28 protein-coding genes are annotated in these 25,678 nt (G+C 71.3%); 12 read left to right on the top strand and 16 right to left on the bottom strand.

Features of this window, described 5'->3' with window-relative positions; genetic code table 11:
• Positions 1-271 precede the first annotated feature (271 nt).
• The gene (locus ACIBLA_RS02780) at positions 272-541 is read left to right on the top strand and encodes a hypothetical protein (RefSeq protein WP_363241639.1); all 270 of its coding nucleotides are present in this window, start codon (positions 272-274) and stop codon (positions 539-541) included.
• A gap of 10 nt (positions 542-551) precedes the next feature.
• Here the strand turns inward: ACIBLA_RS02780 and ACIBLA_RS02775 are convergent, their stop codons facing one another.
• Complete coding sequence (locus ACIBLA_RS02775; RefSeq protein ID WP_363241640.1) at positions 552-1,310, bottom strand: ferritin-like fold-containing protein; 759 nt, start codon at positions 1,308-1,310, stop codon at positions 552-554.
• Positions 1,311-1,839: 529 nt separating this feature from the next.
• On the opposite strand from ACIBLA_RS02775, the gene ACIBLA_RS02770 reads away from it, so the two are divergent.
• Positions 1,840-3,651 (top strand): DEAD/DEAH box helicase, encoded by a 1,812-nt coding sequence (locus ACIBLA_RS02770; protein WP_399197574.1) that lies wholly within the window; start codon positions 1,840-1,842, stop codon positions 3,649-3,651.
• Positions 3,652-3,778: 127 nt separating this feature from the next.
• On the top strand, positions 3,779-4,636 hold the full coding sequence (locus ACIBLA_RS02765) for an alpha/beta fold hydrolase (RefSeq protein ID WP_399197573.1): 858 nt from the start codon (positions 3,779-3,781) through the stop codon (positions 4,634-4,636).
• A 22-nt stretch (positions 4,637-4,658) separates the two neighbouring features.
• Here ACIBLA_RS02765 and ACIBLA_RS02760 read toward each other — a convergent pair whose 3' ends face one another.
• Positions 4,659-5,570: an NYN domain-containing protein gene (locus tag ACIBLA_RS02760; RefSeq protein WP_363241643.1), complete on the bottom strand. Its 912-nt coding sequence runs from the start codon at positions 5,568-5,570 to the stop codon at positions 4,659-4,661.
• A gap of 176 nt (positions 5,571-5,746) precedes the next feature.
• Between ACIBLA_RS02760 and ACIBLA_RS02755 the strand changes: the two genes are divergently transcribed.
• A complete protein-coding gene (locus tag ACIBLA_RS02755; RefSeq protein ID WP_363241644.1) occupies positions 5,747-5,899 on the top strand; it encodes a hypothetical protein in 153 nt (50 codons plus the stop codon).
• 92 nt (positions 5,900-5,991) lie between these two features.
• On the opposite strand, the gene ACIBLA_RS02750 is transcribed toward ACIBLA_RS02755, so the two are convergent.
• From ACIBLA_RS02750 to ACIBLA_RS02735, 4 genes are all read right to left on the bottom strand, one after another.
• Positions 5,992-6,597, bottom strand: coding sequence for a MarC family protein (locus ACIBLA_RS02750; RefSeq protein ID WP_363241645.1), 606 nt, complete (start codon positions 6,595-6,597; stop codon positions 5,992-5,994).
• 153 nt (positions 6,598-6,750) lie between these two features.
• Complete coding sequence (locus ACIBLA_RS02745; protein WP_399197572.1) at positions 6,751-7,620, bottom strand: PHP domain-containing protein; 870 nt, start codon at positions 7,618-7,620, stop codon at positions 6,751-6,753.
• A gap of 125 nt (positions 7,621-7,745) precedes the next feature.
• A complete protein-coding gene (locus ACIBLA_RS02740; protein ID WP_363241647.1) occupies positions 7,746-8,384 on the bottom strand; it encodes a DUF6758 family protein in 639 nt (212 codons plus the stop codon).
• Positions 8,385-8,579: 195 nt separating this feature from the next.
• Positions 8,580-9,194 (bottom strand): suppressor of fused domain protein, encoded by a 615-nt coding sequence (locus tag ACIBLA_RS02735; protein WP_363241648.1) that lies wholly within the window; start codon positions 9,192-9,194, stop codon positions 8,580-8,582.
• A 488-nt stretch (positions 9,195-9,682) separates the two neighbouring features.
• On the opposite strand from ACIBLA_RS02735, the gene ACIBLA_RS02730 reads away from it, so the two are divergent.
• Both ACIBLA_RS02730 and ACIBLA_RS02725 read left to right on the top strand, forming a co-directional pair.
• Entirely contained in the window at positions 9,683-10,798 is a 1,116-nt protein-coding gene (locus tag ACIBLA_RS02730; protein WP_363241649.1) for a magnesium and cobalt transport protein CorA, read from the top strand.
• Between the two features lie 31 nt (positions 10,799-10,829).
• Positions 10,830-11,354, top strand: coding sequence for a hypothetical protein (locus ACIBLA_RS02725; RefSeq protein WP_399197571.1), 525 nt, complete (start codon positions 10,830-10,832; stop codon positions 11,352-11,354).
• 23 nt (positions 11,355-11,377) lie between these two features.
• Here the strand turns inward: ACIBLA_RS02725 and ACIBLA_RS02720 are convergent, their stop codons facing one another.
• A complete protein-coding gene (locus ACIBLA_RS02720; RefSeq protein WP_399197570.1) occupies positions 11,378-12,175 on the bottom strand; it encodes a hypothetical protein in 798 nt (265 codons plus the stop codon).
• 220 nt (positions 12,176-12,395) lie between these two features.
• Between ACIBLA_RS02720 and ACIBLA_RS02715 the strand changes: the two genes are divergently transcribed.
• Genes ACIBLA_RS02715 through ACIBLA_RS02705 form a run of 3 tightly spaced genes read left to right on the top strand, consistent with a single transcriptional unit; the run spans position 12,396 to position 15,468 of the window.
• Positions 12,396-13,673: a magnesium transporter MgtE N-terminal domain-containing protein gene (locus ACIBLA_RS02715; protein ID WP_363241652.1), complete on the top strand. Its 1,278-nt coding sequence runs from the start codon at positions 12,396-12,398 to the stop codon at positions 13,671-13,673.
• Between the two features lie 58 nt (positions 13,674-13,731).
• On the top strand, positions 13,732-14,265 hold the full coding sequence (locus ACIBLA_RS02710) for a DUF1003 domain-containing protein (RefSeq protein WP_399197588.1): 534 nt from the start codon (positions 13,732-13,734) through the stop codon (positions 14,263-14,265).
• 42 nt (positions 14,266-14,307) lie between these two features.
• The gene (locus tag ACIBLA_RS02705; protein WP_363241654.1) at positions 14,308-15,468 is read left to right on the top strand and encodes an Mrp/NBP35 family ATP-binding protein; all 1,161 of its coding nucleotides are present in this window, start codon (positions 14,308-14,310) and stop codon (positions 15,466-15,468) included.
• Between the two features lie 68 nt (positions 15,469-15,536).
• Here ACIBLA_RS02705 and ACIBLA_RS02700 read toward each other — a convergent pair whose 3' ends face one another.
• From ACIBLA_RS02700 to sigE, 5 genes are all read right to left on the bottom strand, one after another.
• A complete protein-coding gene (locus ACIBLA_RS02700; protein ID WP_363241655.1) occupies positions 15,537-16,217 on the bottom strand; it encodes a hypothetical protein in 681 nt (226 codons plus the stop codon).
• A gap of 115 nt (positions 16,218-16,332) precedes the next feature.
• The gene (locus tag ACIBLA_RS02695; protein ID WP_363241656.1) at positions 16,333-16,821 is read right to left on the bottom strand and encodes a sec-independent translocase; all 489 of its coding nucleotides are present in this window, start codon (positions 16,819-16,821) and stop codon (positions 16,333-16,335) included.
• Between the two features lie 126 nt (positions 16,822-16,947).
• Positions 16,948-18,861: a trypsin-like peptidase domain-containing protein gene (locus ACIBLA_RS02690; RefSeq protein WP_399197569.1), complete on the bottom strand. Its 1,914-nt coding sequence runs from the start codon at positions 18,859-18,861 to the stop codon at positions 16,948-16,950.
• 90 nt (positions 18,862-18,951) lie between these two features.
• Positions 18,952-19,836, bottom strand: a complete 885-nt coding sequence (locus tag ACIBLA_RS02685; RefSeq protein ID WP_399197568.1) for an anti-sigma factor family protein — start codon at positions 19,834-19,836, stop codon at positions 18,952-18,954.
• Positions 19,833-20,591 (bottom strand): RNA polymerase sigma factor SigE, encoded by a 759-nt coding sequence (sigE, locus tag ACIBLA_RS02680; RefSeq protein WP_187280064.1) that lies wholly within the window; start codon positions 20,589-20,591, stop codon positions 19,833-19,835. Before sigE ends, ACIBLA_RS02685 begins: the two co-directional genes overlap by 4 nt.
• Before the next feature lie 142 nt (positions 20,592-20,733).
• Here sigE and ACIBLA_RS02675 point away from each other — a divergent pair, with 142 nt between their 5' ends.
• On the top strand, positions 20,734-21,399 hold the full coding sequence (locus tag ACIBLA_RS02675; RefSeq protein WP_363241659.1) for a class I SAM-dependent methyltransferase: 666 nt from the start codon (positions 20,734-20,736) through the stop codon (positions 21,397-21,399).
• An 83-nt stretch (positions 21,400-21,482) separates the two neighbouring features.
• Here ACIBLA_RS02675 and ACIBLA_RS02670 read toward each other — a convergent pair whose 3' ends face one another.
• Positions 21,483-21,650, bottom strand: coding sequence for a DUF3117 domain-containing protein (locus ACIBLA_RS02670; protein ID WP_003966491.1), 168 nt, complete (start codon positions 21,648-21,650; stop codon positions 21,483-21,485).
• Positions 21,651-21,974: 324 nt separating this feature from the next.
• On the opposite strand from ACIBLA_RS02670, the gene ACIBLA_RS02665 reads away from it, so the two are divergent.
• Positions 21,975-22,775: an enoyl-CoA hydratase-related protein gene (locus tag ACIBLA_RS02665; RefSeq protein WP_363241660.1), complete on the top strand. Its 801-nt coding sequence runs from the start codon at positions 21,975-21,977 to the stop codon at positions 22,773-22,775.
• Positions 22,776-22,804: 29 nt separating this feature from the next.
• Here the strand turns inward: ACIBLA_RS02665 and ACIBLA_RS02660 are convergent, their stop codons facing one another.
• Both ACIBLA_RS02660 and ACIBLA_RS02655 read right to left on the bottom strand, forming a co-directional pair.
• On the bottom strand, positions 22,805-23,404 hold the full coding sequence (locus ACIBLA_RS02660) for a DNA-3-methyladenine glycosylase I (protein ID WP_363241661.1): 600 nt from the start codon (positions 23,402-23,404) through the stop codon (positions 22,805-22,807).
• Complete coding sequence (locus ACIBLA_RS02655; RefSeq protein WP_363241662.1) at positions 23,401-23,754, bottom strand: DivIVA domain-containing protein; 354 nt, start codon at positions 23,752-23,754, stop codon at positions 23,401-23,403. The genes ACIBLA_RS02660 and ACIBLA_RS02655 overlap by 4 nt, the downstream gene beginning before the upstream one ends.
• A 145-nt stretch (positions 23,755-23,899) precedes the next feature.
• Here ACIBLA_RS02655 and folP point away from each other — a divergent pair, with 145 nt between their 5' ends.
• On the top strand, positions 23,900-24,772 hold the full coding sequence (gene folP / locus ACIBLA_RS02650) for a dihydropteroate synthase (protein WP_363241663.1): 873 nt from the start codon (positions 23,900-23,902) through the stop codon (positions 24,770-24,772).
• A 65-nt stretch (positions 24,773-24,837) separates the two neighbouring features.
• Here folP and ACIBLA_RS02645 read toward each other — a convergent pair whose 3' ends face one another.
• Positions 24,838-25,587, bottom strand: coding sequence for a TIGR00730 family Rossman fold protein (locus tag ACIBLA_RS02645; protein WP_363241664.1), 750 nt, complete (start codon positions 25,585-25,587; stop codon positions 24,838-24,840).
• Positions 25,588-25,678: the final 91 nt, after the last annotated feature.

Here is a 25,678-nt window from a genome sequence, read left to right as displayed (position 1 = left end):
GCGTCGGGGGAGCCGGGCCCCCCCCCGCCCCCCGGGGGGGGCTGCGCCGCCCCCCCCCCCGCCCGGCGGCCCCCCCCCCCCCCCCCCCCCCGGCCGGGGGGGGGGGGCCCGGGGGCCCCCCCCGCCGGGCCACTCCTTCGCTGTCTCTTTCGTTGTCTCTTCCGCCGTCTCTTTCGTTGTCTCTTCGGATCGCGGAGGGTTGCTTCGCATGCACTCCGGGTAGACCGGGCTACGACCGAATTGGCCGGCGCGCTCGGTGAGGTGATCAGCGGTGATCTTGGAAGCTCTCGGTGCCGTCCTGCTCGGACTCGGTGCCTCGTGGGCCGCCCTCCAGCGACTGCCCCACCGGCTCCCCTCCCGCCGCCTCGTGCTCGCGGCGGGCCCCCTGGGCTCCCTTTTCGGCGCACTGCTCACGCACGCGGCGCTCGGCCCCGGTCACGTCATCGCCACACTGATCGGCGCGGTCGCTGTCGGAGCGGTCCTGCTCTCGCTGCTGCTCCGCCCGGCGGGCCATGTCCTGCGCCGGCCGATGCCCTCCTGACACCGAGGCCTCAGGCCGCCAGCCCCAGCGCCGCCATCCGCTTGGTGTGCGCCTCGGTGATCCGCGAGAACATCCGGCCCACCTCGGCCAGGTCGAAGCCGTCGGCGACCCCGCCCACCAGCATCGTCGAGAGCGCGTCCCGGTCGGCCACCACACGCTGCGCCTGCGACAGCGCCTCGCCCATCAGCCGCCGCGCCCAGAGCGCGAGCCGCCCGCCGACCCGTGGCTCGGCCTCGATCGCGGCCCGGACCTTCTCGACCGCGAAATTGCCGTGCCCTGTGTCATCGAGCACAGCGAGCACCAGACCGCGGGTGTCGGAGTCCAGCCGCGCGGCCACCTCACGGTAGAAGTCACTGGCGATCGAGTCGCCCACATACGCCTTGACCAGGCCCTCCAGCCAGTCCGACGGCGCGGTCTGGCGGTGGAAGTCGTCCAGCGCGGCGGCGAAAGGATCCATCGCGCCCGTCGGATCGGCGTCGATTTCACCGAGCCGGTCGCGCAGCCTCTCGAAATGGTGGAATTCGGCGGAGGCCATCTTCGCGAGTTCCGCCTTGTCGTCCAGAGTCGGCGCGAGTTTGGCGTCCTCGGCAAGCCGCTCGAAGGCCGCCAGTTCGCCGTAGGCGAGTGCTCCCAGCAGATCCACGACCGCGGCCCGGTACTTCGGATCGGCGGAGGCGGTCACCCAGTCCTGGGCGGCGATCCCGCTGTGTTCGGCGGACTCGGACCCCGAGGTGGACTCGGGCGCAGTGGCGTTGTCAGACGTCTCCATGACGCGCACAATAGCCCGCTCCGCCCACGGCGCAGAGCCCGCTCCGCGTACCGCGTAAGAGCCTGGTCAGCCACTGCCCGCACGCCGCTGCGACAAATTCGTCCAACACACATGCGCGATTCCGGGGTACAGTGGTAATGCGCCTGCCGAGTATTCGGTGGGCCATCGCAGTGTTTGACCGGGAGATCTGTCCCGGACAGGCCCCATGAGGATGCCCGGTCGGTGGCCCGATCGGCTCCGACCCGACCGCCCTCCGCGCGGACCGTGCGCACAGCTGCGTACGACCTGCAGATGAGGGGCCCCCTCAGCGGCACGAGCGCTCGAGCGACGGCAGTGGTCCCGCGCCATCCGGCCAATCCACGGCCGGCCGAGTACCCAGGTGCGGTACGACCCCCAGCGTTCGCCTCGCGCCGCGTCTCACAGAAGAGGCAGCACCCTGACTACGACTTTCCGAGACCTCGGAATCCTCCCCGAGACGGCCGAAGCACTTGAGGCCGTCGGCATCACGTCCCCCTTCCCCATCCAGGAGATGACCCTCCCGGTCGCACTGTCCGGCAAGGATGTCATCGGCCAGGCCAAGACCGGCACCGGCAAGACGCTCGGCTTCGGCCTGCCGCTCCTGGAGCGCGTCACCGTCCCCGCCGACGTCGAGGCGGGCCGCGCCGCTCCCGAGCAGCTCACCAACGCCCCGCAGGCCCTCGTGGTCGTCCCCACCCGCGAGCTGTGCCAGCAGGTCACCAACGACCTCCAGACGGCCGGCAAGGTGCGTAACGTGCGTGTGCTGGCGATCTACGGCGGCCGTGCCTACGAGCCGCAGGTCGAGGCCCTCAAGAAGGGCGTCGACGTCGTCGTCGGCACTCCGGGCCGGCTGCTCGACCTGGCGGGCCAGCGCAAGCTCGACCTGTCGCACGTGCGCGGTCTCGTCCTGGACGAGGCCGACGAGATGCTGGACCTGGGCTTCCTGCCCGACGTCGAGCGGATCATCCAGCTGCTGCCGGTGAAGCGCCAGACGATGCTGTTCTCGGCGACCATGCCGGGCGCCGTCATCGGCCTCGCCCGTCGCTACATGTCGCAGCCGACGCACATCAGCGCCACGTCGCCGGACGACGAGGGCGCGACCGTCGCCAACACCACCCAGCGTGTGTACCGCGCCCACTCCATGGACAAGCCGGAGATGGTCGCGCGCATCCTCCAGGCCGAGGGCCGCGGGCTCGCGATGATCTTCTGCCGTACGAAGCGTACGGCCGCCGACATCGCCGACCAGCTGGCCCAGCGCGGCTTCGCCTCGGGCGCCGTCCACGGCGACCTGGGCCAGGGCGCGCGGGAGCAGGCGCTGCGGGCGTTCCGCAACGGCAAGGTGGACGTGCTGGTCTGCACCGACGTCGCCGCTCGCGGTATCGACGTCGAAGGCGTGACACACGTCATCAACTACCAGTCGCCCGAGGAGGAGAAGACCTACCTCCACCGCATCGGCCGCACCGGCCGCGCGGGCGCGTCCGGCATCGCCGTGACGCTGGTGGACTGGGACGACATCCCTCGCTGGCAGCTGATCAACAAGGCGCTGGACCTGGGCTTCCCGGACCCGCCGGAGACGTACTCGACATCGCCGCACCTCTTCGAGGAGCTCAGCATCCCCGCGGGGACGAAGGGCATCCTGCCGCGTACGGACCGCACGCGTGCCGGTCTGTCGGCCGAGCAGGTCGAGGACCTGGGCGAGACCGGCGGCCGGGGCCGCAGGTCCGGAGGCCCGTCCGCGCGGGCGGCCACCGCCGTGAAGGAGGAGCGCCCGGCACGTACGCGTACGCCGCGGCAGCGCCGCCGTACGCGCGGGGGGACTCCCCTGGAGGCCGGCGAGGCGCAGACGCCCGCGGTGGCGGCGACGGCAGCCACCGAGGCGGTCGACACCGCCGAGGGCGCCGACGCGGCCGAGCCGCGCATCCCGCGCCGTCGTCGGCGTACGCGCGCGAGCGTGCCCGCCGAGGCGGCGGTCGCCACGACCGTGGCCGAGCCGGCGCGTGAGGTGTCCGTCGAGCCGGCGGCCCAGCCGCTGGACGCGGCCGACACCGAGGTGGCCACCAAGCCGCGCCGTCGTCGTACGCGCGCGGCCAAGCCCGCGGCAGGGGCCGAGGCCCTGGACATTGCCGAGAGCGCGGCTCCGGCCGCGGTCACCGACATAGACGCCGGGACGAAGGCCGAGAAGACCGAGACCAAGCCCCGGAGGCGTACGCGCGCCACCAAGGCTCCCGTCGAGGCCGAGACCGCCGAGGCCGTCGTCCCCGCCGTCGAGGCCAAGCCCCGTCGCCGCCGTACGCGCACGGCGGTCGCCCAGCCCGAGAGCTGACGCTTCACGCCGATGGCCCGGTCCCGCGAGGGGTGCCGGGCCATCGGCGTACGCGCGGCCCTCAAGGGGCCCTCAGTAGGAGGCGACCCCGGTGCGCGGCGGTGGGGCGGCGTCTTACGCTCGTCGCATGAGCCGGCCGCCCACGTTCACTCCCCCGTCCTGCGCCCGCGCGCTCCAGCTGTCGACCGGGCGCGGGCACTTCGCCGTGCTCGACGCGCGCCCCGAGGGGACGCCGCGCGGCACCGCACTCCTGCTGCCCGGATTCACCGGCAGCAAGGAGGACTTCATCGCGATGCTGGAACCGCTCACCGCGGCCGGCTACCGCGTCGTCGCCGTCGACGGCCGCGGACAGTACGAGACCGAGGGCCCCGACTCCCAAGAGGCTTACGCCCAGAAGGAGTTGGCGGCGGACGTCCTGGCGCAGGCGGAGGCGGTCGGGACGCCGGTCCATCTCGTGGGGCACTCACTGGGCGGGCAGATCGCCCGCGCCGCCGTCCTGACGGACCCCGCGCCGTTCCTGACGCTGACGCTGATCTCCTCGGGTGCGGCCCGTATCGCGCCCTCCCAGCAGGAGCGGGTCCGGCTGCTGAGCGAGGCCCTGGCCCTCACCCACATGGACATGGAACGGGTCTGGGAGGGCATCCGGGCGCTGGATCCGCCGGAGGAGACGGATATCAACGGGGCCAGCGCCGATCTGCGCCGTCGCTGGCTGCGCCACAACCCGACCCAACTGATCGCCACGGGGCGGCAGTTGACCGTGGAGCCGGACCGGGTCGACGAGCTGGCCGCCGTACGGCGGCTGCCCAAGCATGTGATGTCCGGCGAGCGGGACGACACCTGGCCGGTGCCGTCGCTCGACGAGATGGCGCGGCGGCTGGACGCGCGCAGGACGGTGATCGAGGGCGCCGAGCACTCACCGAACACCGATCAGCCGCTGCGTACGGCCGCCGCGCTCAGCGCCTTCTGGGACCGGCCCCGGAGCTGACCCGAGCCGGCCGCCCGCGCGTTCAGAACTGCGCCTGCAAGTGCTGCCAGAACCCGTCCCGCAGCGCCCGTCGCAGCACGGCGTGCCCGCGCAGCGAGCGTTGCAGCAGCTTCTCCGCCTCGATCAGCAGGTCCTGGTCCACCGGCCCCGGCAGATAGGGATGGCCGGGCAGCAGCTCCGCCATCGGCACCCGCCCGCGCCCGACCAGCCAGGTCGCGGCGATCTGCGCCCCGATGAAGCGCACCTGTTCGCGCGAGGGCGGCGGGTCGCCCTCGTTCTCGTACGTGGTGACCGCCCGCCGCGTCACGTACGGCTTCCAGAAGTCGAGGTCGAAGGTGCGCTGGCTGTCCACCTCCCACAGCAGCGGTTCGGCCTGGTTGCGCCCGTCGCCGGCCTCGATGCCCCAGAGGTGGACGCGTGCGCCGTACCCCTGCGCGGCCTCGACGGCGGACACCAGGTCCTCGTCGCCGCCGACCAGCGCGGCGTCGCTGATGGCGCGGTGTCTGGCGAGCGATTCGAGATCCGTGCGGATCAGTGAATCGACGCCCTTCTGCTGGTTGTTGGCGTTGAGATTGCCGAGGCGGACCTTGACGTCGGGCAGTTCGGCGATGGCCTGCTGCTCGGGCGTGTGGATACGCCGCCGCGCGCCGTCGTACCAGTAGACCCGCAGCAGCCTGCTGTCCGCGAAGATCGTGCGCGCCTTGTCGATGAACGCCTCGATGAGCCCTTCGGCATCGAGATCGAAGGACCGCCGGTCCTCGGTGCCCGCGACCAGTAATCCGGCTGCCGCGTAGACGTAACCCGCGTCGACGAAAATGGCGTGGGTGGACGGAGTCTTCGCGACCTCGGCGAGCATCCGCTGAAGCAGCTCGTTGGTGTGCTCCAGGCGGGCGCCGACCTCGGCGATGTCGGGGTTGATCTCTGCCTCGCTCATACCCGCCCCATTGTCCGTGGACCCGCCTGTACCCGCCAGTTGTTAGCCGTCCGAAAAATTTCCTTAGTGTAGGGAATGTTTGCAGAGGGCAAGGCGTTGTTGCTTCATGTAATCAACGATGGGCTACCCGTCACACACAGTTCTCCTACGGAGGATCAGACGAAGGGAGAAGCGATATGCGCTTCGAAATCATGCGACTGAACGATGCTGACGGCACCGCCGTCGACAGCACCGTCGTCGACGCCGCCTCCGTCAATCAGATCGTGCAGCAGGCCGCCTCAACAGGGCAGCGCCTCTACATCCGACCGGCCGAAACCACGGCCTCGTAACTACCGGATCCACCGGATCCACTGATCGGCACTTGTCGAGACGCCCCCGTACGGACCCATCCGTACGGGGGCGCTTTGGTGGCGCTTCGGCCTCACGCGCCCCGGACGACCTGGGTGACGCCGTTGATGATCTGCTGGACGGCGATGGCCGAGAGCATCATTCCGGCCAGCCGGGTCACCAGCACCACACCGCCGTCCTTGATCAGCCGGATGATCACCAGCGAGTAGCGCATCGTCAGCCAGAGCACGGCGTGCATCGCCACGATCGCGGCCCAGACCGACGCCTGCGCCGCCGCGCCGTCGGCGTGCTGCACGGCCAGGATGACGGACACGATCGCGCCGGGGCCGGCGAGGAGCGGCATGCCGAGCGGTACGAGGGCGACGTTGACGTCCTTCGTCTGCTTGGGCTCGTCGGTCTTGCCGGTGAGCAGATCGAGCGCGATGAGCAGCAGGAGGAGACCGCCCGCGATCATCAGCGCGGGGACGGAGACATGCAGATAGTCCAGGATCTGCTGGCCGAGAAGGCCGAAGACGGTGATTACACCGAAGGCGACGGCGACCGCCTGCCAGGCCATCCTGCGCTGGACCTTGGCGGGACGCCCGGAGGTGAGGGCGAGGAAGATCGGCGTGATCCCGGGCGGGTCCATGATCACGAAGAGGGTCAGGAAGAGGGAGCCGAAGACGGCGGTGTCGAACACGGTGTGGCCTTGCGAGGAGTGGGCGGAGGGAGCGGGGGACGCTGTACGCGCTCCCGCACCGCACGGCAGGGGGCGCGGCGGTGCGCGGGCGGCAGGTACGCGGCGTACGAGGTAGGTGTGGGTCAGGCGGCTGTACGGGTCGGTACGGGGCGCTTACGCGTGTCCGCCCGTGCCGGGTACCGGGAACGCCCCCGACGCGCGCCGGACGATCTCGCCGTAGATCTCCGGGTCGGTGCTGTACTCCCCGAGCCGGACGGTCTTCCGGCTGCCGTGGTAGTCACTGGAGCCGGTGGTGAGCAGGCCCAGCTCGGCCGCGAGGCCGCGCAGCCGTGCCCGCGTGGGCTCGTCGTGGTTCATATGGTCGACCTCGATGCCGTCGAGCCCCGCCTCGGCCAGCCGCACGAGCGCCGCCTCGGCCACCACCGCGCCACGGGTCACGGCCAGCGGATGCGCGATGACGGTGACTCCGCCGGCGGCCTTGACCAGCCGGATCGCGTCGAAGGGGTCCAGTTCGTGCCGGGGCACGTGCACCCGGCCGTGGTCGGAGAGCCACTGGGCGGTGAACGCCTCGTCGACCGAGCCCACGACGCCGAGTTCGACGAGCGCCGACGCGATGTGCGGGCGGCCGACCGATCCGTCTCCGGCGATCCGGGCGACCTGTTCCCAGGTGATCGGCACACCGAGTTCCCGGAGTTTGGCCACCATCGCCCGCGCGCGCGGCACCCGGTCGTCGCGCACCAGCTCGCGCTCGCGCAGCAGTTGGGGCTCGTCGGCGTCGAAGAGGTACGCCAGCATGTGCAGGCTCACACCGTCGGTCCGGCAGGACAGCTCGGCGCCGGTGACGAGGGTGAGGCCGGTGTCGAGATCGGCGAGGGCCTTCAGCGCCTCGGCGTGGCCCCGTGTCGTGTCGTGGTCGGTGAGCGCGACGACGTCGAGACCGGCCGCCGCCGCGTTGCGTACCAGCTCGGCCGGGGTGTCCGTACCGTCCGACGCGTTGGAGTGGGTGTGCAGGTCGATGCGCACGACGCGTACTCCAAGGGCTTGGACGGGCGGGGTCTGTCTGTGGGATCAGGCCCCGGGGACGCTCCAGGATAGCGGCGGGTGCCAAGGCCCCGGACGGCCGGGCCCGGCCCGTGTGCGGCGGTCCCTCAGCTCAGCAGGCGCGGGGACAGCGCCCCGCACGGCAGCAGGTCCGCCTCGGCGCCCGCGTCCCGCAGATCGGTCAGCACCAGCTCGTCGTACATCAGCAGCCCCGTCTGCTCCGGCCAGACGACCGCCCAGAGCCACAGCCCGAGCGCCTCGCCCGCGAAGACCGCGCGGTCCGGCGGGGCATCGGGCACATGCCACAGCGGGGTGGGGCGGCCGGCGGCCAGCAGTTTGGCGTGCGGGGGCTTGTCGACGCAGATCTGCGGGCCCGGGTCGGGCCCGTCGATTCCCGCGTACCGCGCCCCGAGTCCGACGCCGAGTTCCTCGGCGACCAGCAGCAGCTCACCCGTGCCGCCGAGCGGGCCGGGTCCCGAGCACGCGACGGCGGTGGCCCGGCCGCCGCTGCGGTCGTCGCCCGCGTAGGCGACGCCGGTGAACAGCCAGCCGACGGGCAGCGGCCAGGGCATCCAGACGGGGACGCGGGCGCGGTTCACCACGACCCCGAGGGCTTCGACGCTGGGCGGTATGACCGGCTGCAACGGATGCACCGTGCCGTGCAAGTCGCACTGCCAGGAGTCGGCGAAGAGACCGGGCGCCCTGACCCGGCCACCGCACTTCGGGCAACCTGGTTCGCCCCTCATGGTGCCCAACGGTCCTCCCCGCTCGACGCCCCGTCAAGGACGATCACCCGTCCGGCACAGAACCCCGGCAAATACCGGCGGCCTGTACGAGACGGGCACTCCTCCCGGCGGCGTAGGGGGTTCAGCGGCTCACGGGAGCTTACGCGTACACCCTCAGTGCGGCCCTCCCGGTCCCGCACCCCCAGTCCCGCACCCTCAGTCCAGCGGGACCGAGCCGCGCAACGGGTCACGCAGATCCGTCCCGTGCGCCAGCCACCGCTCCTGGAGCGCCTGCGCCCCCTTGACCCGCTTCCACGCGGCCTCGTTGGGTGTCATGGGAAGCAGCGGCAGGAACCGTACGGGGTCGAGCGGCGCGTCCAGCTCCAGATCGGGGACCAGTCCCCCGGACTCCGCGACGAGTACGGAGCTGAACGGCGCACCGGGCCACAGGGGTTCACCGACCTCCAGCGAGGCGCCCGCGCTCACGACCAGGCCCTCGACCTGGGGCGAGGCGGCGAGTACGGCGAGGGGACGCAGCACCTTGTCGGTGTCCGCGAGCCCGGCGCGCACCGACAGCACCAGCTCCGCGCGCGGCCCCCGCTGCGGGTCGGGGACGACGACCGTGGGGTCGGCCATCGGCCGCGCGGACATCCCCAGCGTGGCGTACCGCACGACGGCGGACGACTCCGCCGGCTCGTCCAGGTCGCCCGCGTCGAGGAAGCGCAGCACCTCGACGCGGTCGGTGCCCACGAACGTCATCGCGGCGCGCGCGTCAGGTTCGCCGAGCGCCGTACGCAACCGGGCCTCGACCAGAGAGAGAACTTCTGCCATCCGGTGAGCATAGAACGCGGTCTTAACGGGCAGGAGACAAAATTGGCCCCGATCGGCTGCTAGCCTGGGCCACCGGTCGGGACAGCGCGCAGATGGCGTCGCTTTCCGGTCCCGACACACGTCATCCCCTACGGGGGACCGGCCGGAGGAGGTGGGGCTGCGGTGGATCGAAGTCACCCGGCCAGTACCAGCCGCTCTTCCTCGCGCTGTACCGCCTCGTCGATCTGAGGCCCTGCCCCGTACAGGCCCGCGGCTTGTCGCACGACGGAAGAGCACTGCACCAGCACTGTTTTCCCTGTCTGTAGCGAACGCCGTCACCGCGTCCTCGCGGTGCCGCCCGCTTTGCGGACGTATGCGCGCCGCGTCGTGTCACGTCGACCGATGTCATGTCACGCCGTTTCGGTCACGTGCCGGCACGTACGCGCGTCACGTCCCCGTTCCGGGCTGCGCCACGCCCCGCCGACGGCCTCTCCGTGAGGAGCCCAGCCATGTCGATGATCCGTGACCTGCGTGCGGCGGTCCGTCCGTCCCTGCGCAAGAGCAACACCGCCTACAACACCTACGACCCCACCCGCGACCCCTCGGCGTCCAGCGCCGTCGTCGACTGCGCCGTGTACCGCGACGGCCGCCGGGTGAAGGACGAGCCGTGCCTCACGCCGCACGAGGCGATGCTGGAGGTGCGCAAGCGCGGCGGCTTCGCCTGGATCGGGCTCCACGAGCCGACCGAGGCCGAATTCGCCGGTATCGCGGCCGAGTTCGGGCTGCACCCGCTGGCCGTCGAGGACGCCGTGCACGCCCACCAGCGGCCCAAGCTGGAGCGGTACGACGACACCCTCTTCGCCGTCTTCAAGACCATCCACTACGTGGAGCACGCCGAACTCACCGCGACCAGCGAGGTGGTGGAGACCGGCGAGGTCATGTGCTTCACCGGCCGGGACTTCGTCATCACGGTGCGGCACGGCGGCAAGGGCTCGCTGCGCGCGCTGCGGCACCGCCTTGAGGAAGACAGCGAACTGCTCGCCAAGGGGCCGTCGTCCGTCCTGCACGCCATCGCCGACCATGTCGTCGACGGCTACATCGCGGTGGCCGCCGCCGTGCAGGACGACATCGACGAGGTCGAGATCGATGTGTTCTCGGCGCCGTCGAAGGGCAGCAAGCCCGGTTCGGACGCGGGGCGCATCTACCAGCTCAAGCGCGAGGTGCTGGAGTTCAAGCGGGCCGTCGCGCCGCTGCTGCGCCCGATGCAGCTGCTGAGTGAGCGTCCGATGCGGCTGGTGGAGCCCGACGTACAGAAGTACTTCCGTGACGTCGCCGACCACCTGGCCCGCGTGCACGAGGAGGTCATCGGCTTCGACGAGCTGCTGAACTCGATCCTCCAGGCCAATCTGGCGCAGGCGACCGTCGCGCAGAACGAGGACATGCGCAAGATCACCTCCTGGGCGGCGATCATCGCCGTACCCACGGCGGTCTGCGGCGTCTACGGAATGAACTTCGAGCACATGCCCGAACTGGAGTGGAAGTACGGCTACCCGATGGTGCTGACCGGCATCGCCGTCGTCTGTCTCACCATCCACCGGATGCTGAAGCGCAACGGGTGGCTTTAGAGGCAGTCAGACACCCCCTAGGCTGCCGGGCATGACAGACACCGCTCCCGGCTCCCCGCTCCTCGGCAAGGCGCTCGTCGAGGAGGCCACCAAGAAGTCCGGCCTCATCTGGGTGCGGGCGGGCGGGCCCGCCCGTGCCCTGTGGCATGTCTGGCTCGACGGCGCCGCGCTGATCGTCGGCGACGGCGGCGGCGAGCAGCCCCTGCCGGGGCTGGTCGACGGCTCCACCGCCGAGGTGACCGTACGGAGCAAGGACAAGGGCGGCCGGCTGGTGGCGTGGACCGCGTCCGTCACCGAACTCGCCCCTCGTACGGAGGCGTGGGAGAGCGCCGTCGCCGAGCTGAAGGGCAAGCGGCTGAACGCGCCGGACTTCGACGAGATGACGGACCGCTGGGCGCGCGAGTCGCGGGTGCTGCGCCTGGAGCCGCGCGACGCGATCACCGATCTGCCGCGGGACTCACAGGCGGCGGCGCCGCTGCCGACACCGGCGACGACGCGTGAGCCGGCACCGGCAGCCGTGCCGCGCCTGCTGTTCGCCCGCAAGAAGAAGGGCTGACGGCCGGGCGGGGCCCCGCCCGCTCAGGCGCTCGGCAGCGTGCTGCCGTAGTCCACCGTCTCGCCCTTCGCGGGCGCCTTCAGCGGGAAGTCCTTGCCCCAGGCGCTGAGCGTCAGCGTCCCCGCGTCACCCGCGCGGGCCAGTTGAAGCGGGTACGGCGTACCTTCCAGCGACACGTTCATCGAGCCGCCCGCGCCCCCGCTGCCGTTGACGGTGATGGTGCGTACGCCGCCGATCTCGGCGCGGTCGCCCTTGCCGCGCTCGCCGTGCAGCCCCAGCAGCCCGTCGAGCAGCACGCTCTTGTCGGTGAAGCCCCGCAGCTGGTCGTAGGCCGGATCGTCCTCGGGAACCTTCACGTACTTGTCGTCGAGCTTCTCCGCGGCCTGGGAGTCGGCCTTGCTGGGCGCGCCGCCCGACCCGCCGTCGCCCTTGCCGTCCGCGTGGGTCCAGAAGTCCGCGTCCGCCTTCAGGAACAGCTCGTCCTCGACGCGCAGCAGCTCGAACGTGCCGCCGTCCTTCGAGCTGACCGATCCGGTCCCGCCGGCCTCCTTGAGCGACATGTTGAGCTTGTACGTCTGCCCGTCGGTGACGACCGTGCCCGACAGGCGCACCGCGTCCGCGCTCTCGGCCGCCGTCTTCGCCTTCTTCTCGATCCCGGCGGCCGACAGTTTGCCGACGCCGTTAGTCCCCGCGTCCGGATCCTCTTCGCCGCCGCACGCCGTGAGTGCGACGGTCATCCCGAAGCAGAGAACCACGGGAATCGTGGCCCGGCGGAGCCGGGCGGAGGACCGAGGAAGGGTCACGAACGCACTGCCTCTCATTGCGTGACGGGGGACGGCAGACCGCAGCGTACCGGTGCCGCGCACGCCCATCGACAACGAGCCCCGGTCACGGATCGCCCGTACCGTACGGACGGATCCGCCAGGGCGGCACGGAGCGGTACGGGCTAGCCTGAACCCGTTGTCGCGGGCGATACGGGGACAGGCACGGGCAAGATCACAGGCGGGCACAGAGACCGTCGCGGGCGAGGAGGAGCGCATCATGGCATCGGGCGCCTCGCGGGTCTTCGTCTCGCACCTCGCCGGTGTGCCCGTCTTCGACCCCCACGGCGACCAGGTGGGGCGGGTGCGCGACCTCGTGGCGATGCTGCGGGTCGGCGGCCGGCCGCCACGGGTGCTCGGGATGGTCGTCGAAGTGCTCAGCCGGCACCGGATCTTCCTGCCGATGACCCGCGTCACGGGCGTCGCGTCGGGTCAGGTGATCACGACGGGCGTGGTCAACATGCGGCGCTTCGAGCAACGTCCCACGGAGCGGCTGGTCCTGGGCGAGCTGCTCGACCGCCGCGTCCAGCTCGTGGAGAACGACGAGCAGGTGACCGTTCTCGATGTCGCCGTCGAGCAGCTGCCCGCGCGCCGCGAGTGGGAGATCGGGAAGGTCTTCGTCCGGCGCGGCAAGGGCGGCGCGCTGCGGCGGCGCGGCGAGACGCTGACCGTCGACTGGTCGGCGGTGACCGGTTTCTCGCTGGAGGAGGACGGTCAGGGCGCGGAGAATCTCGTCGCGACCTTCGAGCGGCTGCGCCCCGCCGACCTGGCCAATGTGCTGCACCATCTGACGCCGAAGCGGCGCGCGGAGGTGGCCGCCGTCCTCGACGACGACCGGCTCGCGGATGTCCTGGAGGAGCTGCCCGAGGACGACCAGGTGGAGATCCTGGGCAAGCTGGAGGACGACCGGGCCGCCGACGTCCTGGAGGCGATGGACCCGGACGACGCGGCCGACCTGCTCTCCGAGCTGCCCGAGGAGGACAAGGAGCGGCTGCTGGCGCTGATGCGCCCCCGCGACGCGGCCGATGTGCGGCGGCTGCTGGCGTACGAGGAGCGGACGGCGGGCGGCCTGATGACGACCGAGCCGATCGTGCTGCGGCCGGACGCGACGGTCGCCGACGCGCTGGCGCGGGTGCGCCGGCAGGACCTCTCGCCCGCGCTGGCGGCGCAGGTGTACGTGTGCCGGGCGCCGGACGAGACGCCGACGGGCAAGTACCTGGGCACGGTGCACTTCCAACGCCTGCTGCGCGACCCGCCGTTCACGCTGATGGGCTCGATGGTGGAGAGCGATCTGCCGCCGCTGTCGCCCGATACGCCGCTGCCCGAGGTCACCGGGTATCTCGCCGCGTACAACATGGTGGCCGCGCCCGTGGTGGACGAGGGCGGGTCGCTGCTCGGCGCCGTGACCGTCGACGACGTGCTGGACCATCTGCTGCCGGACGACTGGCGGGAGACCGGGTTCCACGGCGCGGAGGAAGAGGCCGCGAGTGGGCATTGAGCGGGCGGACAAGGAGCCGCCGAGGGACAGGGCCGCGTCGGTCTCGGGAGCGAGCGCCGTGGCGCGTGGGCCGCTCGGACGGCTCGACCAGCCGCGCATGCCCAGGCGCAGACTGCTGCCGGACTACGACCCCGAGGCCTTCGCCCGGCTGTCGGAGCGGATCGCGCGCTTCCTCGGGACGGGACGCTTCATCGTCTGGATGACGCTGACCATCATCGTCTGGGTGCTGTGGAACGTCTTCGCGCCGCCGGCGGTGCGCTTCGACGAGTACCCGTTCATCTTCCTGACGCTGGCGCTGTCCCTCCAGGCCTCGTACGCGGCCCCGCTGATCCTGCTGGCGCAGAACCGCCAGGACGACCGGGACCGGGTCACCCAGGAGCAGGAGCGCAAGCAGAACGAGCGCTCCATCGCCGACACCGAGTATCTGACCCGCGAGATCGCCTCGCTGCGGATGGGGCTCGGCGAGGTCGCCACCCGCGACTGGATCCGCTCGGAGCTCCAGGACCTGATGCGGGACCTCGCCGAGCAGCGTGCCCTGCCGCCGGGCGAACCGCCGGGCCGACGTGACGAATCCGACCGTCCGGAGCGCTGACGCGCTTTTCGGGACGTGCGCGCCGCGCCGTACCATCTCCCTATGGCTACCGACACGCACGGAACCGTCGCTCCCGCGGAAGACGCGGTGCGCGCAGCACTGGCGACGGTGAACGACCCCGAGATCCACCGGCCGATCACCGACCTCGGCATGGTCAAATCGGTCGACATCGGGGCGGACGGCGCGGTGGCTGTCACGGTCTATCTCACGGTGTCCGGCTGTCCCATGCGCGACACGATCACCACGAACGTGACGGAGGCCGTCGCCTCGGTCGCGGGCGTCACCCGCGTCGACGTCACGCTCGACGTGATGAGCGACGAGCAGCGCAAGGATCTCGCGGCGTCGCTGCGCGGCGGTACGGCCGAGCGCGAGGTGCCGTTCGCCAAGCCCGGCTCGCTGACCCGCGTGTACGCGGTGGCCTCGGGCAAGGGCGGCGTCGGCAAGTCGTCGGTGACGGTCAACCTGGCGGCGGCGATGGCCGCCGACGGACTGAAGGTCGGCGTCGTCGACGCGGACATCTACGGACACAGCGTACCGCGCATGCTGGGGGCCGACGGGAAGCCCACCCAGGTCGAGAACATGATCATGCCGCCGTCGGCGCACGGTGTGAAGGTCATCTCGATCGGCATGTTCACTCCGGGCAACTCGCCGGTGGTGTGGCGCGGACCGATGCTGCACCGCGCGCTCCAGCAGTTCCTCGCCGATGTGTACTGGGGCGATCTGGACGTGCTGCTGCTCGACCTGCCGCCGGGGACGGGCGACATCGCGATCTCCGTGGCGCAGCTCGTGCCGAACGCGGAGATCCTGGTGGTCACCACGCCGCAGCAGGCCGCCGCCGAGGTCGCCGAGCGGGCCGGCTCCATCGCCGTACAGACCCACCAGAAGATCGTCGGCGTGGTCGAGAACATGTCGGGTCTGCCCTGCCCGCACTGCGACGAGATCGTCGACGTGTTCGGGACGGGCGGCGGCCAGCGGGTCGCCGACGGGCTGACGAGGACGACCGGTGCCTCGGTGCCGGTGCTCGGCACGATCCCGATCGACGTACGGCTGCGGGAGGGCGGCGACGACGGCAAGCCCGTCGTGCTCTCCGACCCCGACTCCCCCGCGGGCGCGGCGCTGCGGTCGATCGCCGGCAAGCTCGGCGGCCGGCAGCGCGGTCTGGCGGGCATGACGCTGGGTCTGACGCCGCGTAACAAGTTCTGAGTGTTCCTGACATCGGTAAGGGGCGCCCGCCAGGGCGGTCGCCCCTTACCCGTGTCCGGCCGTCGTAGCTACTGCGAGACGTACGAGTTGATGTCCTCGATCACCGCGAAGCCGAGGCCGTACGCGCTCACGCCGCGCCCGTACGCGCCGATGTGCACCCCGTTCTCCGCCGAGCCGGTGGGGCCCGTCGAGCCCGCGAGGACCCAGCCGAACTCGGATTCGCGGTAGTGGAACGGCGTCGGCACACCGTCCACGGGGAGCGAGAGCACCGACCAGGCGGAGCCGTTCAGATCGTCGGCCAGTTCGAAGGCCGTCTCGGTCTGCTGGTCCAGCCAGTCGTCGCGCAGCGTGTGGTCGAGCTGCGCGGGCCAGGTCGACAGCAGCAGCGCCGAACCGGCCAGCCAGGCCGCCGACGACACCGTCGTGGCGTCCAGGTGGCCCGTGCCGTCACCGCTGCGCCGTACGGGGCTCGCGGGGACCGTGACGACCGCCGCGAAGCGTTCCTTCTCCGCGCCTGACGCGTCCGGTCTTATCGACGGTTCCTCGCCGTGTCCCGTGGAACCGTGCTGGACGGTGCCGTCCGCCGCCGTGCCCACCTGCATCAGCCATCGGGGACCGGTGAACGCCTCGTCCAGCCCGTACCAGGGGAAGGTGGCCCGCAGATAGCCGTCGACCGTACGCCCGGGGGCCGACACCCCGTCCGTCGTGCCGACCGCGCCATGGGCCCCTACCCGACTCGTCGTCTCCATCTGTCCGGACCGCCTCCTCCGTCTCGGGTCCGGAGCGGCCCGCCCTCACGGACGTCTCACTACCGGACAGATGGAGGATAGCCACCCGTTCCCGGCTCGCCGGGCAGGGCGGGCCTCAGGTGGCGTCTGCGTCGAAAGGCGGACGATCGGCCTGCTGGGGCTTCTCCTGCTTCTTCAGCAGGTCAGAGGTGCCGGACGGGCTCTTTGTCAGGCTCGTCGGCGTGGCGTCACTCGTGCCGCCGCCATCGCCGGTGCCACTGCCACCCGTGTCGCCGCCCCTGCCGTGGACCGAGTCGGCGACGTCGTTCATTTCCTTCTTGAGATTGAAGCTGCTGCGGATCTCCTTCAGCCCCAGGTCGTCCTCGTGCTCCGACAGCTGCTTACGGACGAACTTCTTGGGGTTGAGGTCCTCGAAGTCGAAGTCCTTGAACTCCGGTCCCAGCTCCGAACGGATGTCCTCCTTCGCGTTGTCGGAGAACTCACGCACCTTCCGGATGAAACGGGAGACGTCCTGGATGACCTTGGGCAGCTTGTCCGGTCCGAAGACGAGCACGGCGAGAATCACGAGCGTCACCAGCTCAAGCGCGCCTATGTCATTGAACACCTAGCTGCTCCTTGTGTTCTCCGTGCCCGCAGGCGAGACCTTGTCGGCCTGGCCTGTGGTGGGTCGAGGCCCGGGCCGCTCCACGGTACCCGGCGGAGCTGGCCGGACGGTACCTTCATTCGACACTCACCTGCCTTCCGCGCTGCCGAGGACCAGAGTCCTTGTCTGCTCTTTACCTCCGCGGGTCACTGTCAGCTCCAGTTCGTCACCTGGGCGGTGGGCACGGATCTTCACGATCAGCTCCTCGCCGCTGTGCACCCGCTGGCCGTCCACCTCGGTGATGATGTCGCCGGTCCTGATTCCCGCCTTCGCGGCCGGGCCGCCGTCCTCCACCGCCGGTCCGCCGTCGGCGCTCTTCGCGCCCACCTTGGCGCCGTCGCCCGAATACTCCATGTCGAGCGTGACACCGATCACGGGGTGCGACGCCTTGCCGGTGTTGATCAGCTCTTCGGCGACGCGCTTGCCCTGGTTGATCGGTATCGCGAAGCCGAGCCCGATGGAGCCGGCCTGCGCGCCGTCCGGCGTACCGCCGCCGTCGGCGCCGCGGATCGCGCTGTTGATGCCGATGACCTGCGCCTTCGAATTCACCAGCGGGCCACCGGAGTTGCCGGGGTTGATCGGCGCGTCGGTCTGGAGGGCGTCGACGTAGCTGATGTCGCTGCCGTCGCCCTTCTCACCACCGGCGGTGATCGGGCGCTCCTTGGCGCTGATGATGCCGGACGTGACGGTGTTCTGGAGGTCGAAGGGCGCGCCGATCGCCACGACCGGGTCGCCGACCTGGACGTTGTCGGAATTGCCGAGCGGCAGCGGCTTGAGTCCGGAGACGCCGGTGACCTTCACGACGGCGAGGTCGTAGCCGCTGTCCTTGCCGACGAGCTTCGCCTTGGCCGTCTCGCCACCGCTGAAGGTGATCGAGATGTCGCCGTTGTCACCGGCGGGGTCGACCACATGGTTGTTCGTCAGGATGTGGCCGGTGCGGTCCAGGACGAAGCCGGTGCCGGTGCCCTGCTCGCCGCCGCCGCTGACATGGAGGGTGACGACGCTGGGCAGGGCGCTGGAGGCGATCCCGGCGACGCTGTCGGCCGGGCGGCCCCCGCTGTCGTTGCCCGCCTGGGGCAGCTCGACGCTGGTGAGGCCGCCGTTGCGCTCGATGTACGCGCCGACGCCACCGCCGAGGACGGCGGTGCAGAGCGCGAGCGCCAGCGCGCCGGCGAGGCCGATGCCCCGGCGCTTCTTCCGGCGCTCGCCGGGGTCGGGGTACGACAGGGTCTGCTGGCCGGGGGGGCTCCAGGGGTCGTACTGGAGCCACTGGGTGGGCCCCGGCTGGGGGTTCTGGGGCGGGGGAAGGTGCTGGGTCCCCGGCTGCGGGTGGGTCTGCCGGGGCTGGGGTGGGGGCAGGGGCGGGCCCGGCATGGGCTGCGGGGCGCCCTGCGGCGGGACGCCGTACCCGGACGTCGGCTGGGGGTTCGGGTGGGGGTGCGGGTGCGGCTGCGGCTGCGGCATCGGCTGGCCGGGGGCGGTCGGAGCGGCCGAGCCGGCCGGGGCCGTGTAGTGCTGCGGCGGAATGGGTGTGCCCTGGGCCGGGGTGGGCACTGGTCGCTGTACGGGCGGGGCGGGGGCCCAGGGCCCCGGACCGCCGTAGGGCGGTGTGCTGTAGGGGTCGGGCTCGTGCAGCGGCTGCGGACGGCCCTGCGAGCCCGCGCCCGCGGCTGTTCCGGCTTCCGTGCCGTCCGCACCGTCCGTGCCGGTTCCCGTTTCCGCCGCCGCGCTCACCGCCGAGGGAGCGCGCTCGGGCGGGGCGAGGACGTGGTCCTCGGGGCCGGCGTCCTGCTCGGGCAGGCGCTCCGGGGCACTGTCGGCCGGTTCGGTGACCGCCGGGCGGTCGGGATTCGGGGGGACTTCATCGGTGACCGGCGACAGTTCCGTCGTCTCCTCTGTGTTCCGGTGCTCCGGTACGCCGGGGTCCCGCGATATCGCGCGTCCCGCTGCCGGGCGGCTCCACCATTTCGCCTTGGGTCCGGTGGGCTTGCCGTCGTCCATGCTCTCCCCGCACCTGCTCGTCCATGCCCCGACAAGGGGCACCCGTCCAGGGATTCAACCAGGTTTACGAATGTCCGCGCAGGGACCCCGTCACCGACGCCGCGAAAGCGGCACGCCGGGCTGGGTGGGCGCGGCGAGGTGGGTGGGATCGGGCGTGGCCGTGGGAATGCCCAGTCCAGGGCTCGCCGCCAGCTGGAACGCCGTGCCCGTGGGCCGTATCAGGGGCGCCGCGGGGATGTGGTTGAGAACCGCCGACTGGAACGGATGAGGGCTGAGCGGCGCCTTCATCGTGCCGGGAGCGAGCGTCGGCGCGCTGTCGCCGGACTGCGGAAGAATGGCGCCCTGCTCACCGCCCTGCCTGCCCCGCGTCCCGCTGCCGGGTGGTGTGGTGGTGGCCCTGGTGAGGGGTGTGATGCCGGCGCCGGCCCCGCGCGCGGCCATGTCGCCCGTGGCGCCCATGGGCAGCGCGCCACCGAGCGCCATCGCGGCGAACGACACCGCGCTCGCGGCGGCGAAGGCGAACCGCCGGCCGCGCCAGGGCGAGCGCTCGGCCTCCGCGCGTCCCACCTCGTGGATCCGGAAGCCCCCACCGGAGCCGGAGCCGCCACGCAGGGGGGAGGTATGGGGTCCCGCCGCCGGGCGATAGCCGAACGTGTCGCTCCGCACACCGAAGACACCACTGCTGAACGCCGTGCCGTTGAAGGGACCGGGGGGCTCGTCCTTGTCCTCGTCGAGGGGTCCGCCGGGCAGTCCCTGGAGCCGGGCGAGAAAACCTTCGGACAGCGGCGGGGGCGCCGACTGCGCGAACGCGTTCTTCAGCCTGCGCTGGGCGTCGGCCTCCGCCTTGCACCTGGCGCAGGTCGCGAGGTGTGCCAGCACACGCTCGCGGGCGTCGTGACCGAGCTCCCCGTCCACCAGGGCGGCGAGCCGGTCCCCCAGGTGCTGCTCCGCGGGGGTCGGACCTGTGCCACTCACGCGAGTCCGCCCTCCCCGGCCACGCTCGCGAACGTGCGCTGCTCGGCCCGAGCCTCGGGAGAACGGTGCTGAAGGGCCTTGCGCAGATGCGAACGGCCGCGGTGGATCCGGCTGCGCACCGTGCCGAGCTTCACACCGAGCGTGGCGGCGATCTCCTCGTACGACAGTCCTTCGATGTCGCACAGGACGACCGCGGCCCGGAACTCGGGAGCGAGGGTGTCCAGCGCCTGCTGCACATCCGCGTCGAAGTGGGTGTCGTGGAAGACCTGCTGCGGTGAGGGCTCACGGCTGGGCAGGCGCTCCGCCGCGTCGTCACCGAGCGCGTCGAAACGGATCCGCTGCTTACGGCGGACCATGTCCAGGAACAGATTGGTGGTGATGCGGTGCAGCCAGCCCTCGAACGTGCCGGGGGTGTACGTCGACAGCGACCTGAAGACCCGGACGAAGACTTCCTGGGTCAGGTCCTCGGCATCGTGCTGGTTGCCCGTGAGACGGTAGGCCAGGCGATATACGCGGGCGCTGTGCGTGCTGACGATCTCCTCCCAGCTGGGAGGCGTCCACGCCTGCGATTCCGCATCCGATGCGAAGGTCGCCGTAACTGCGGAGTCGGTCGAGCGAGAACGGTCAGCGAAGTTGGTCACGGATTTCGGCTCACCGGCCGACCTGAGAAAGCGCTTGAACGCTCCTCCCCGATCCGCAGGCGCAGCCGCACCTCCCCTATCGACTCTGGTGGTGTCCAGCGGAGCACCTACCATAGCCACCTCGCCCGTTAGCTCCGGATAAGAATCTTTGCCTGAATTTGCGCCTGGTCCCAGGTCTTCATCCATGTGTTCCCCCCAGCCTTCATAACGCCCGGTCCCATCAGCGGGTTCCCGCGTGCAGCGGATACAGTCACCGGTGCGCCAACTACGGGGACAGGAGAGGGTCATTACCGCCAACCGGCAGACAAGCTGGGCGTTCGCCGACGCTTTTGTCGCCGAGGACGAGGCACTGCGCTGGGCCCGCGACAGGGCCCGCGACATGGGGCTCCGCTCGGTGTCACCGGGCACGGGCGCGGCGCTCCGTCTGCTTGCCGCCACGGCGGACGCCAAGGCGGTGGCGGAGATCGGCACGGGTACCGGGGTCTCCGGGATCTATCTCCTGAACGGCATGCGGCCCGACGGCGTGCTGACCACGGTCGACACCGAGCCGGAGCGGCAGCAGTTCGCCCGTGAGGCGTTCCGGGCGGCCGGCTTCACGAACAATCGCGCCCGCTTCATCCCCGGCCGGGCCAGCGACGTGCTTCCCCGGCTCGCCGACGGCGGGTACGACCTGGTCTTCTGCGACGGCGACCGGCTGGAGTGCCTGGACTACCTCGCCGAATCGTTGCGCCTGTTGCGACCGGGGGGGCTCGTGTGCTTCGAGGGAGTCTTCGCCGACGGCCGTACGGTCGATTCTGCGGCCCAGCCCCACGAGGTGCTGCGGCTGCGTGAGCTGCTGCGTACGGTCCGGGAGATGCAGGACGAGCTGCTGCCGTCGCTGCTGCCCGTGGGCGACGGGCTGCTCTGCGCCGTACGCCGATAGGACCGGTCACCGAAGGGCATAAAGCTGCCCCGACACGGAGGTGTCCGCGGCGGGGCAGCACGAGAGTGCGCGTTCTGTCCGCGTCAGCCGACGACCTTCTTCAGGGCGTCACCCAGCGCATCCGCCTCGTCGGGGGTCAGCTCGACGACCAGCCGACCGCCGCCTTCGAGCGGAACGCGCATGACGATGCCCCGCCCCTCCTTGGTCACCTCGAGCGGGCCGTCGCCCGTCCGCGGCTTCATGGCCGCCATGCTCGTTCCCCTTCCTGAAACCAGCTCATCGCAGCCGGCGGCCCCATGACAGGCGCTGTGTCACCGGCATCGAACACATTGCTTCCAGGCCATTATCCCGCATGGCGGGACCCGATGACCAACATCGGGCGGCATCGCTTGCGCAACGCGCTCGCTCAAAACGGCTCAATTCGGGGATCCGCCTGCGATACTTCGCCGCTGTTCACGACTCCACGACCGTGGATTGTTTGACGCAGGTCACATGCCGGCCCGCGGTGATCTCCGCCATGCTGGGGCCCGACAGGACAGCGGACAGGCAGTCAGACTCGCGGAGGAGACCCGATCATGGCCGACACGGTGCTGTACGAGGTGGGCGACGGACTCGCGACCGTCACGATCAATCGGCCCGACGCCATGAACGCGCTGAACATCGCGGCCAAGGTCGCCCTGCGGGACGCGCTGCGTACCGCCGCGGACGACTCCGCCGTCCGGGCCGTGCTCCTCACCGCGACCGGCCGTGCCTTCTGCGTGGGACAGGACCTGAAGGAGCATGTCTCCCTGCTGGCCGCCGACGCGGCCGACGGCAGCGGCGGGACCATGAGCACCGTGCGGGAGCACTACAACCCCATCGTGCGGGCCCTTTCCGAGATGCCGAAGCCGGTCGTCGCCGGGGTCAACGGCGTCGCGGCCGGAGCGGGGCTCGGCTTCGCGCTCGCCTGCGACTACCGCGTCGTCGCCGACACGGCCTCCTTCAACACCTCGTTCGCGGGTGTGGCCCTGACGGCCGACTCCGGCGTGTCGTGGACGCTGCCCCGGCTGATCGGGCAGAGCAGGGCGGCGGACCTGCTGATGTTCCCGAGGTCGCTCACGGCGGAGCAGGCGTACGAACTGGGGATGGTCAACAAGCTGGTTCCCGCGGCCGACCTGGCGGCCGAGGCGGCGGCGGTCGCGCGCACTCTCGCGGAGGGCCCCACCCTGGCGTACGCGGCGCTGAAGGAGTCTCTGGCGTACGGCGCGGGCCACTCGCTCGCCGAGACGCTGGAGAAGGAGGGCGAACTCCAGAACCGGGCGGGCGCTTCGGAGGACCACGGCATCGCGGTCCAGGCCTTCCTCGACAAGGCGAAGCCCCGCTACGTGGGCCGCTGACACCGCTGCCCGGCCAGGCCCGACAGGCCCTACGGGGCTTCGGTGAGCTGTCGGCGGACCAGGCACTCGGCCAGGTGGTCGTCGACCAGGCCGCACGCCTGCATCAGCGCGTACGCCGTCGTCGGGCCCACGAATCGGATGCCGCGCTTCTTGAGCGCCTTCGCCAGCGCGGTCGAATCGCCGGTGACCGCCGGGATGTCCCCGGTCGTCTTCGGGACCGGGCGCGTCGCCGGGTCCGGGGCGTACGACCAGATGAGGCTGTCCAGCTCACCCGCGGACCAGCCGGCCAGCTCGCGCGCGTTGGCGAGGGTGGCGTCGATCTTGGCGCGGTTGCGGATGATGCCCTCGTCGGTCAGCAGCCGGGCGGCGTCCGCGTCGGTGAAGGCGGCGACGGCCGGGATGTGGAATCCGGCGAAGGCCCGGCGGAAGCCCTCGCGGCGGCGCAGGATCGTGATCCAGGAGAGGCCGGACTGGAACGCCTCCAGGCACAGCCGCTCGAAGAGGGCGTCGTCGCCGTGGACGGGGCGGCCCCACTCCTCGTCGTGGTACGTGATGTAGTCCTCGGTCGACAGGCCCCAGGGACAGCGCAGCTCGCCGTCCGGTCCCGGCACCGCTCCGCCGTCACTCACCGCTGGTCCTCCTCGCCCGGGTTCTTGAAGAGGTCGGGCCGGCCGACAGCCGTCGCCTGGGCGCCCGCCAGGCCGGCCTCCAGCTCGGCGATCCGGGCGTCGCGCTCGGCCAGCTCGGCGCCGAGCCTGGCCAGCACCTCGTCCACGTCCGCCATCCGGTAGCCACGCGGGGCGACGGGCAGCCGCAGGGCCTCTATGTCGGCCCGGCCCACCGGGCGTGTCGCGGGCAGCGGGTCCACGAGAAATCCGGGCGCGGCCTCGGGCAGCACCTCGCGGTCGCCACCGCCGACCACCGCGAGAGTGACGGCCGTGACCACCACGACCATCGCGATGAGCAAGAACAAGAACACAAGCTTCTCCCCGGGGCAGGAACACGTCCGGTGCCGATCGTGCCATGCGGGACCGACAGTTAGGGTCTGTCGTTCGGGACCCGGGCGCCAGGACCCGGGGTCGCCGGCGACGGCACGGACAGTGGGAGCAGGCGGTGACCAGGGGATGAGCAGTGGCACTCTTCGGCTGGGGCGGCGGGAGTTCGACCCGTACGAGCCGGTGATCATGGCCATCGTCAACCGGACCCCGGACTCCTTCTACGACCGGGGCGCGACCTTCCGGGACCGGCCCGCGCTCGACCGGGTGGAGCAGGCGGTGTCGGAGGGCGCGGCCATCATCGACATCGGCGGCGTGAAGGCGGGGCCGGGTGACGAGGTGACGGCCGAGGAAGAAGCACGCCGGACGGTCGGTTTCGTCGCCGAGGTCCGGCGGCGTTACCCGGACGTCGTGATCAGTGTCGACACCTGGCGGCACGAGGTCGGCGAGGCCGTCTGCGAGGCGGGCGCCGATGTGCTCAACGACGCCTGGGGCGGGGTGGATCCGGCGCTCGCCGAGGTCGCCGCCCGGTACGGCGCGGGGCTGGTCTGCACGCACGCGGGCGGGGCGGAGCCCCGGACCCGGCCGCACCGGATCGGGTACGACGACGTGGTCGCGGACATTCTCCGGGTGACGCTCGGGCTGGCCGAGCGGGCCGTGGAACTGGGCGTGCGCCGGGACGGCATCATGATCGATCCGGGGCACGACTTCGGGAAGAACACCCGGCATTCTCTGGAGGCGACCCGCAGGCTGGACGAGATGGCGGAGACCGGCTGGCCGGTGCTCGTGTCGCTGTCCAACAAGGACTTCGTCGGCGAGACCCTCGACAGGCCGGTGAAGGAGCGGGTGATCGGCACGCTCGCGACGACCGCCGTCTCGGCGTGGCTCGGTGCGCGGATCTACCGCGTGCACGAGGTGGCCGAGACGAAGCAGGTGCTGGACATGGTGGCTTCCATCGCGGGCCACCGGCCCCCGGCGGTGGCCCGCCGGGGACTGGCCTGAGACACCGGCCTCGGGTGAGGCCGGTGCGGCGGCGTTCTCCGTACGGATGTCGTGTACGGAACCCGCTACTTGCCGGTCTCCTTGGTCACCAGCGCCACGGCCTCGTCCACGTCGTCCGTGACGTGGAACAGCAGCAGGTCCTTCTCGGACGCCTTGCCCTGCGCCACGACCGTGTCGCGCAGCCAGTCGATGAGGCCGGACCAGTACCGCGTCCCGAAGAGGACGATGGGGAACCGGGTCACCTTGCGCGTCTGGACCAGCGTCAGGGCCTCGAAGAGTTCGTCCAGTGTGCCGAGGCCACCGGGCAGAACGACGAAACCCTGGGCGTACTTCACGAACATCGTCTTCCGGACGAAGAAGTAACGGAAGTTCACGCCGATGTCGACGTGCGGGTTGAGCCCCTGCTCGAAGGGCAGCTCGATACCGAGCCCGACGGAGATGCCCTTCGCCTCCCGCGCGCCCTTGTTCGCCGCTTCCATCGCGCCGGGGCCGCCGCCGGTGATCACCGCGAATCCGGCGTCGACCAGTGCCCGGCCGATCCGGACACCCGCCTCGTAGTCCGCCGAGTCCGCCGCCGTACGGGCCGAGCCGAAGACGCTGATGGCGCTGGGCAGTTCGGCGAGCGCGCCGAAGCCCTCGACGAACTCCGACTGGATGCGCATGACCCGCCAGGGATCGGTGTGCACCCACTCGGAGTCGCCCTCGGTGTCCAGCAGCCGCTGGTCGGTGGTGCCCGCCTGCACCTGGTCCCGGCGGCGCAGCACCGGCCCGAGACGCTGCGTGTCCGGCTTCCGTGCTTCCTCAGGACTGCCCATGGACTGCTCCCTCCGCTGCTGTGCCAGTTCCCGGCAAGCGTAGATCCAAGGAGGTGACAAACAGCGAAATTCCGACGGTCGGTCCGGCTCC

The sequence above is a fragment of the Streptomyces sp. NPDC050433 genome (assembly GCF_044458565.1).
In the GTDB taxonomy this organism is placed as follows: domain Bacteria; phylum Actinomycetota; class Actinomycetes; order Streptomycetales; family Streptomycetaceae; genus Streptomyces.
Note: the sequence above shows the minus strand (reverse complement) of the source record. Positions and strands in the feature narration are given on the sequence as shown.

What these genes read in the sequence shown, in the direction of transcription:
- ACIBLA_RS02775 (WP_363241640.1), bottom strand. Translation starts at nt 1,310, where the DNA reads ATGGAGACGTCTGACAACGCCACTGCGCCCGAGTCCACCTCGGGGTCC.
- ACIBLA_RS02770 (WP_399197574.1), top strand. Translation starts at nt 1,840, where the DNA reads ATGACCCTCCCGGTCGCACTGTCCGGCAAGGATGTCATCGGCCAGGCC.
- ACIBLA_RS02765 (WP_399197573.1), top strand. Translation starts at nt 3,779, where the DNA reads ATGAGCCGGCCGCCCACGTTCACTCCCCCGTCCTGCGCCCGCGCGCTC.
- ACIBLA_RS02760 (WP_363241643.1), bottom strand. Translation starts at nt 5,570, where the DNA reads ATGAGCGAGGCAGAGATCAACCCCGACATCGCCGAGGTCGGCGCCCGC.
- ACIBLA_RS02755 (WP_363241644.1), top strand. Translation starts at nt 5,747, where the DNA reads ATGCGCTTCGAAATCATGCGACTGAACGATGCTGACGGCACCGCCGTC.
- ACIBLA_RS02740 (WP_363241647.1), bottom strand. Translation starts at nt 8,384, where the DNA reads ATGAGGGGCGAACCAGGTTGCCCGAAGTGCGGTGGCCGGGTCAGGGCG.
- ACIBLA_RS02735 (WP_363241648.1), bottom strand. Translation starts at nt 9,194, where the DNA reads ATGGCAGAAGTTCTCTCTCTGGTCGAGGCCCGGTTGCGTACGGCGCTC.
- ACIBLA_RS02730 (WP_363241649.1), top strand. Translation starts at nt 9,683, where the DNA reads ATGTCGATGATCCGTGACCTGCGTGCGGCGGTCCGTCCGTCCCTGCGC.
- ACIBLA_RS02725 (WP_399197571.1), top strand. Translation starts at nt 10,830, where the DNA reads ATGACAGACACCGCTCCCGGCTCCCCGCTCCTCGGCAAGGCGCTCGTC.
- ACIBLA_RS02720 (WP_399197570.1), bottom strand. Translation starts at nt 12,175, where the DNA reads ATGAGAGGCAGTGCGTTCGTGACCCTTCCTCGGTCCTCCGCCCGGCTC.
- ACIBLA_RS02715 (WP_363241652.1), top strand. Translation starts at nt 12,396, where the DNA reads ATGGCATCGGGCGCCTCGCGGGTCTTCGTCTCGCACCTCGCCGGTGTG.
- ACIBLA_RS02705 (WP_363241654.1), top strand. Translation starts at nt 14,308, where the DNA reads ATGGCTACCGACACGCACGGAACCGTCGCTCCCGCGGAAGACGCGGTG.
- ACIBLA_RS02700 (WP_363241655.1), bottom strand. Translation starts at nt 16,217, where the DNA reads ATGGAGACGACGAGTCGGGTAGGGGCCCATGGCGCGGTCGGCACGACG.
- ACIBLA_RS02690 (WP_399197569.1), bottom strand. Translation starts at nt 18,861, where the DNA reads ATGGACGACGGCAAGCCCACCGGACCCAAGGCGAAATGGTGGAGCCGC.
- sigE (WP_187280064.1), bottom strand. Translation starts at nt 20,591, where the DNA reads ATGGTAGGTGCTCCGCTGGACACCACCAGAGTCGATAGGGGAGGTGCG.
- ACIBLA_RS02670 (WP_003966491.1), bottom strand. Translation starts at nt 21,650, where the DNA reads ATGGCGGCCATGAAGCCGCGGACGGGCGACGGCCCGCTCGAGGTGACC.
- ACIBLA_RS02665 (WP_363241660.1), top strand. Translation starts at nt 21,975, where the DNA reads ATGGCCGACACGGTGCTGTACGAGGTGGGCGACGGACTCGCGACCGTC.
- folP (WP_363241663.1), top strand. Translation starts at nt 23,900, where the DNA reads ATGAGCAGTGGCACTCTTCGGCTGGGGCGGCGGGAGTTCGACCCGTAC.
- ACIBLA_RS02645 (WP_363241664.1), bottom strand. Translation starts at nt 25,587, where the DNA reads ATGGGCAGTCCTGAGGAAGCACGGAAGCCGGACACGCAGCGTCTCGGG.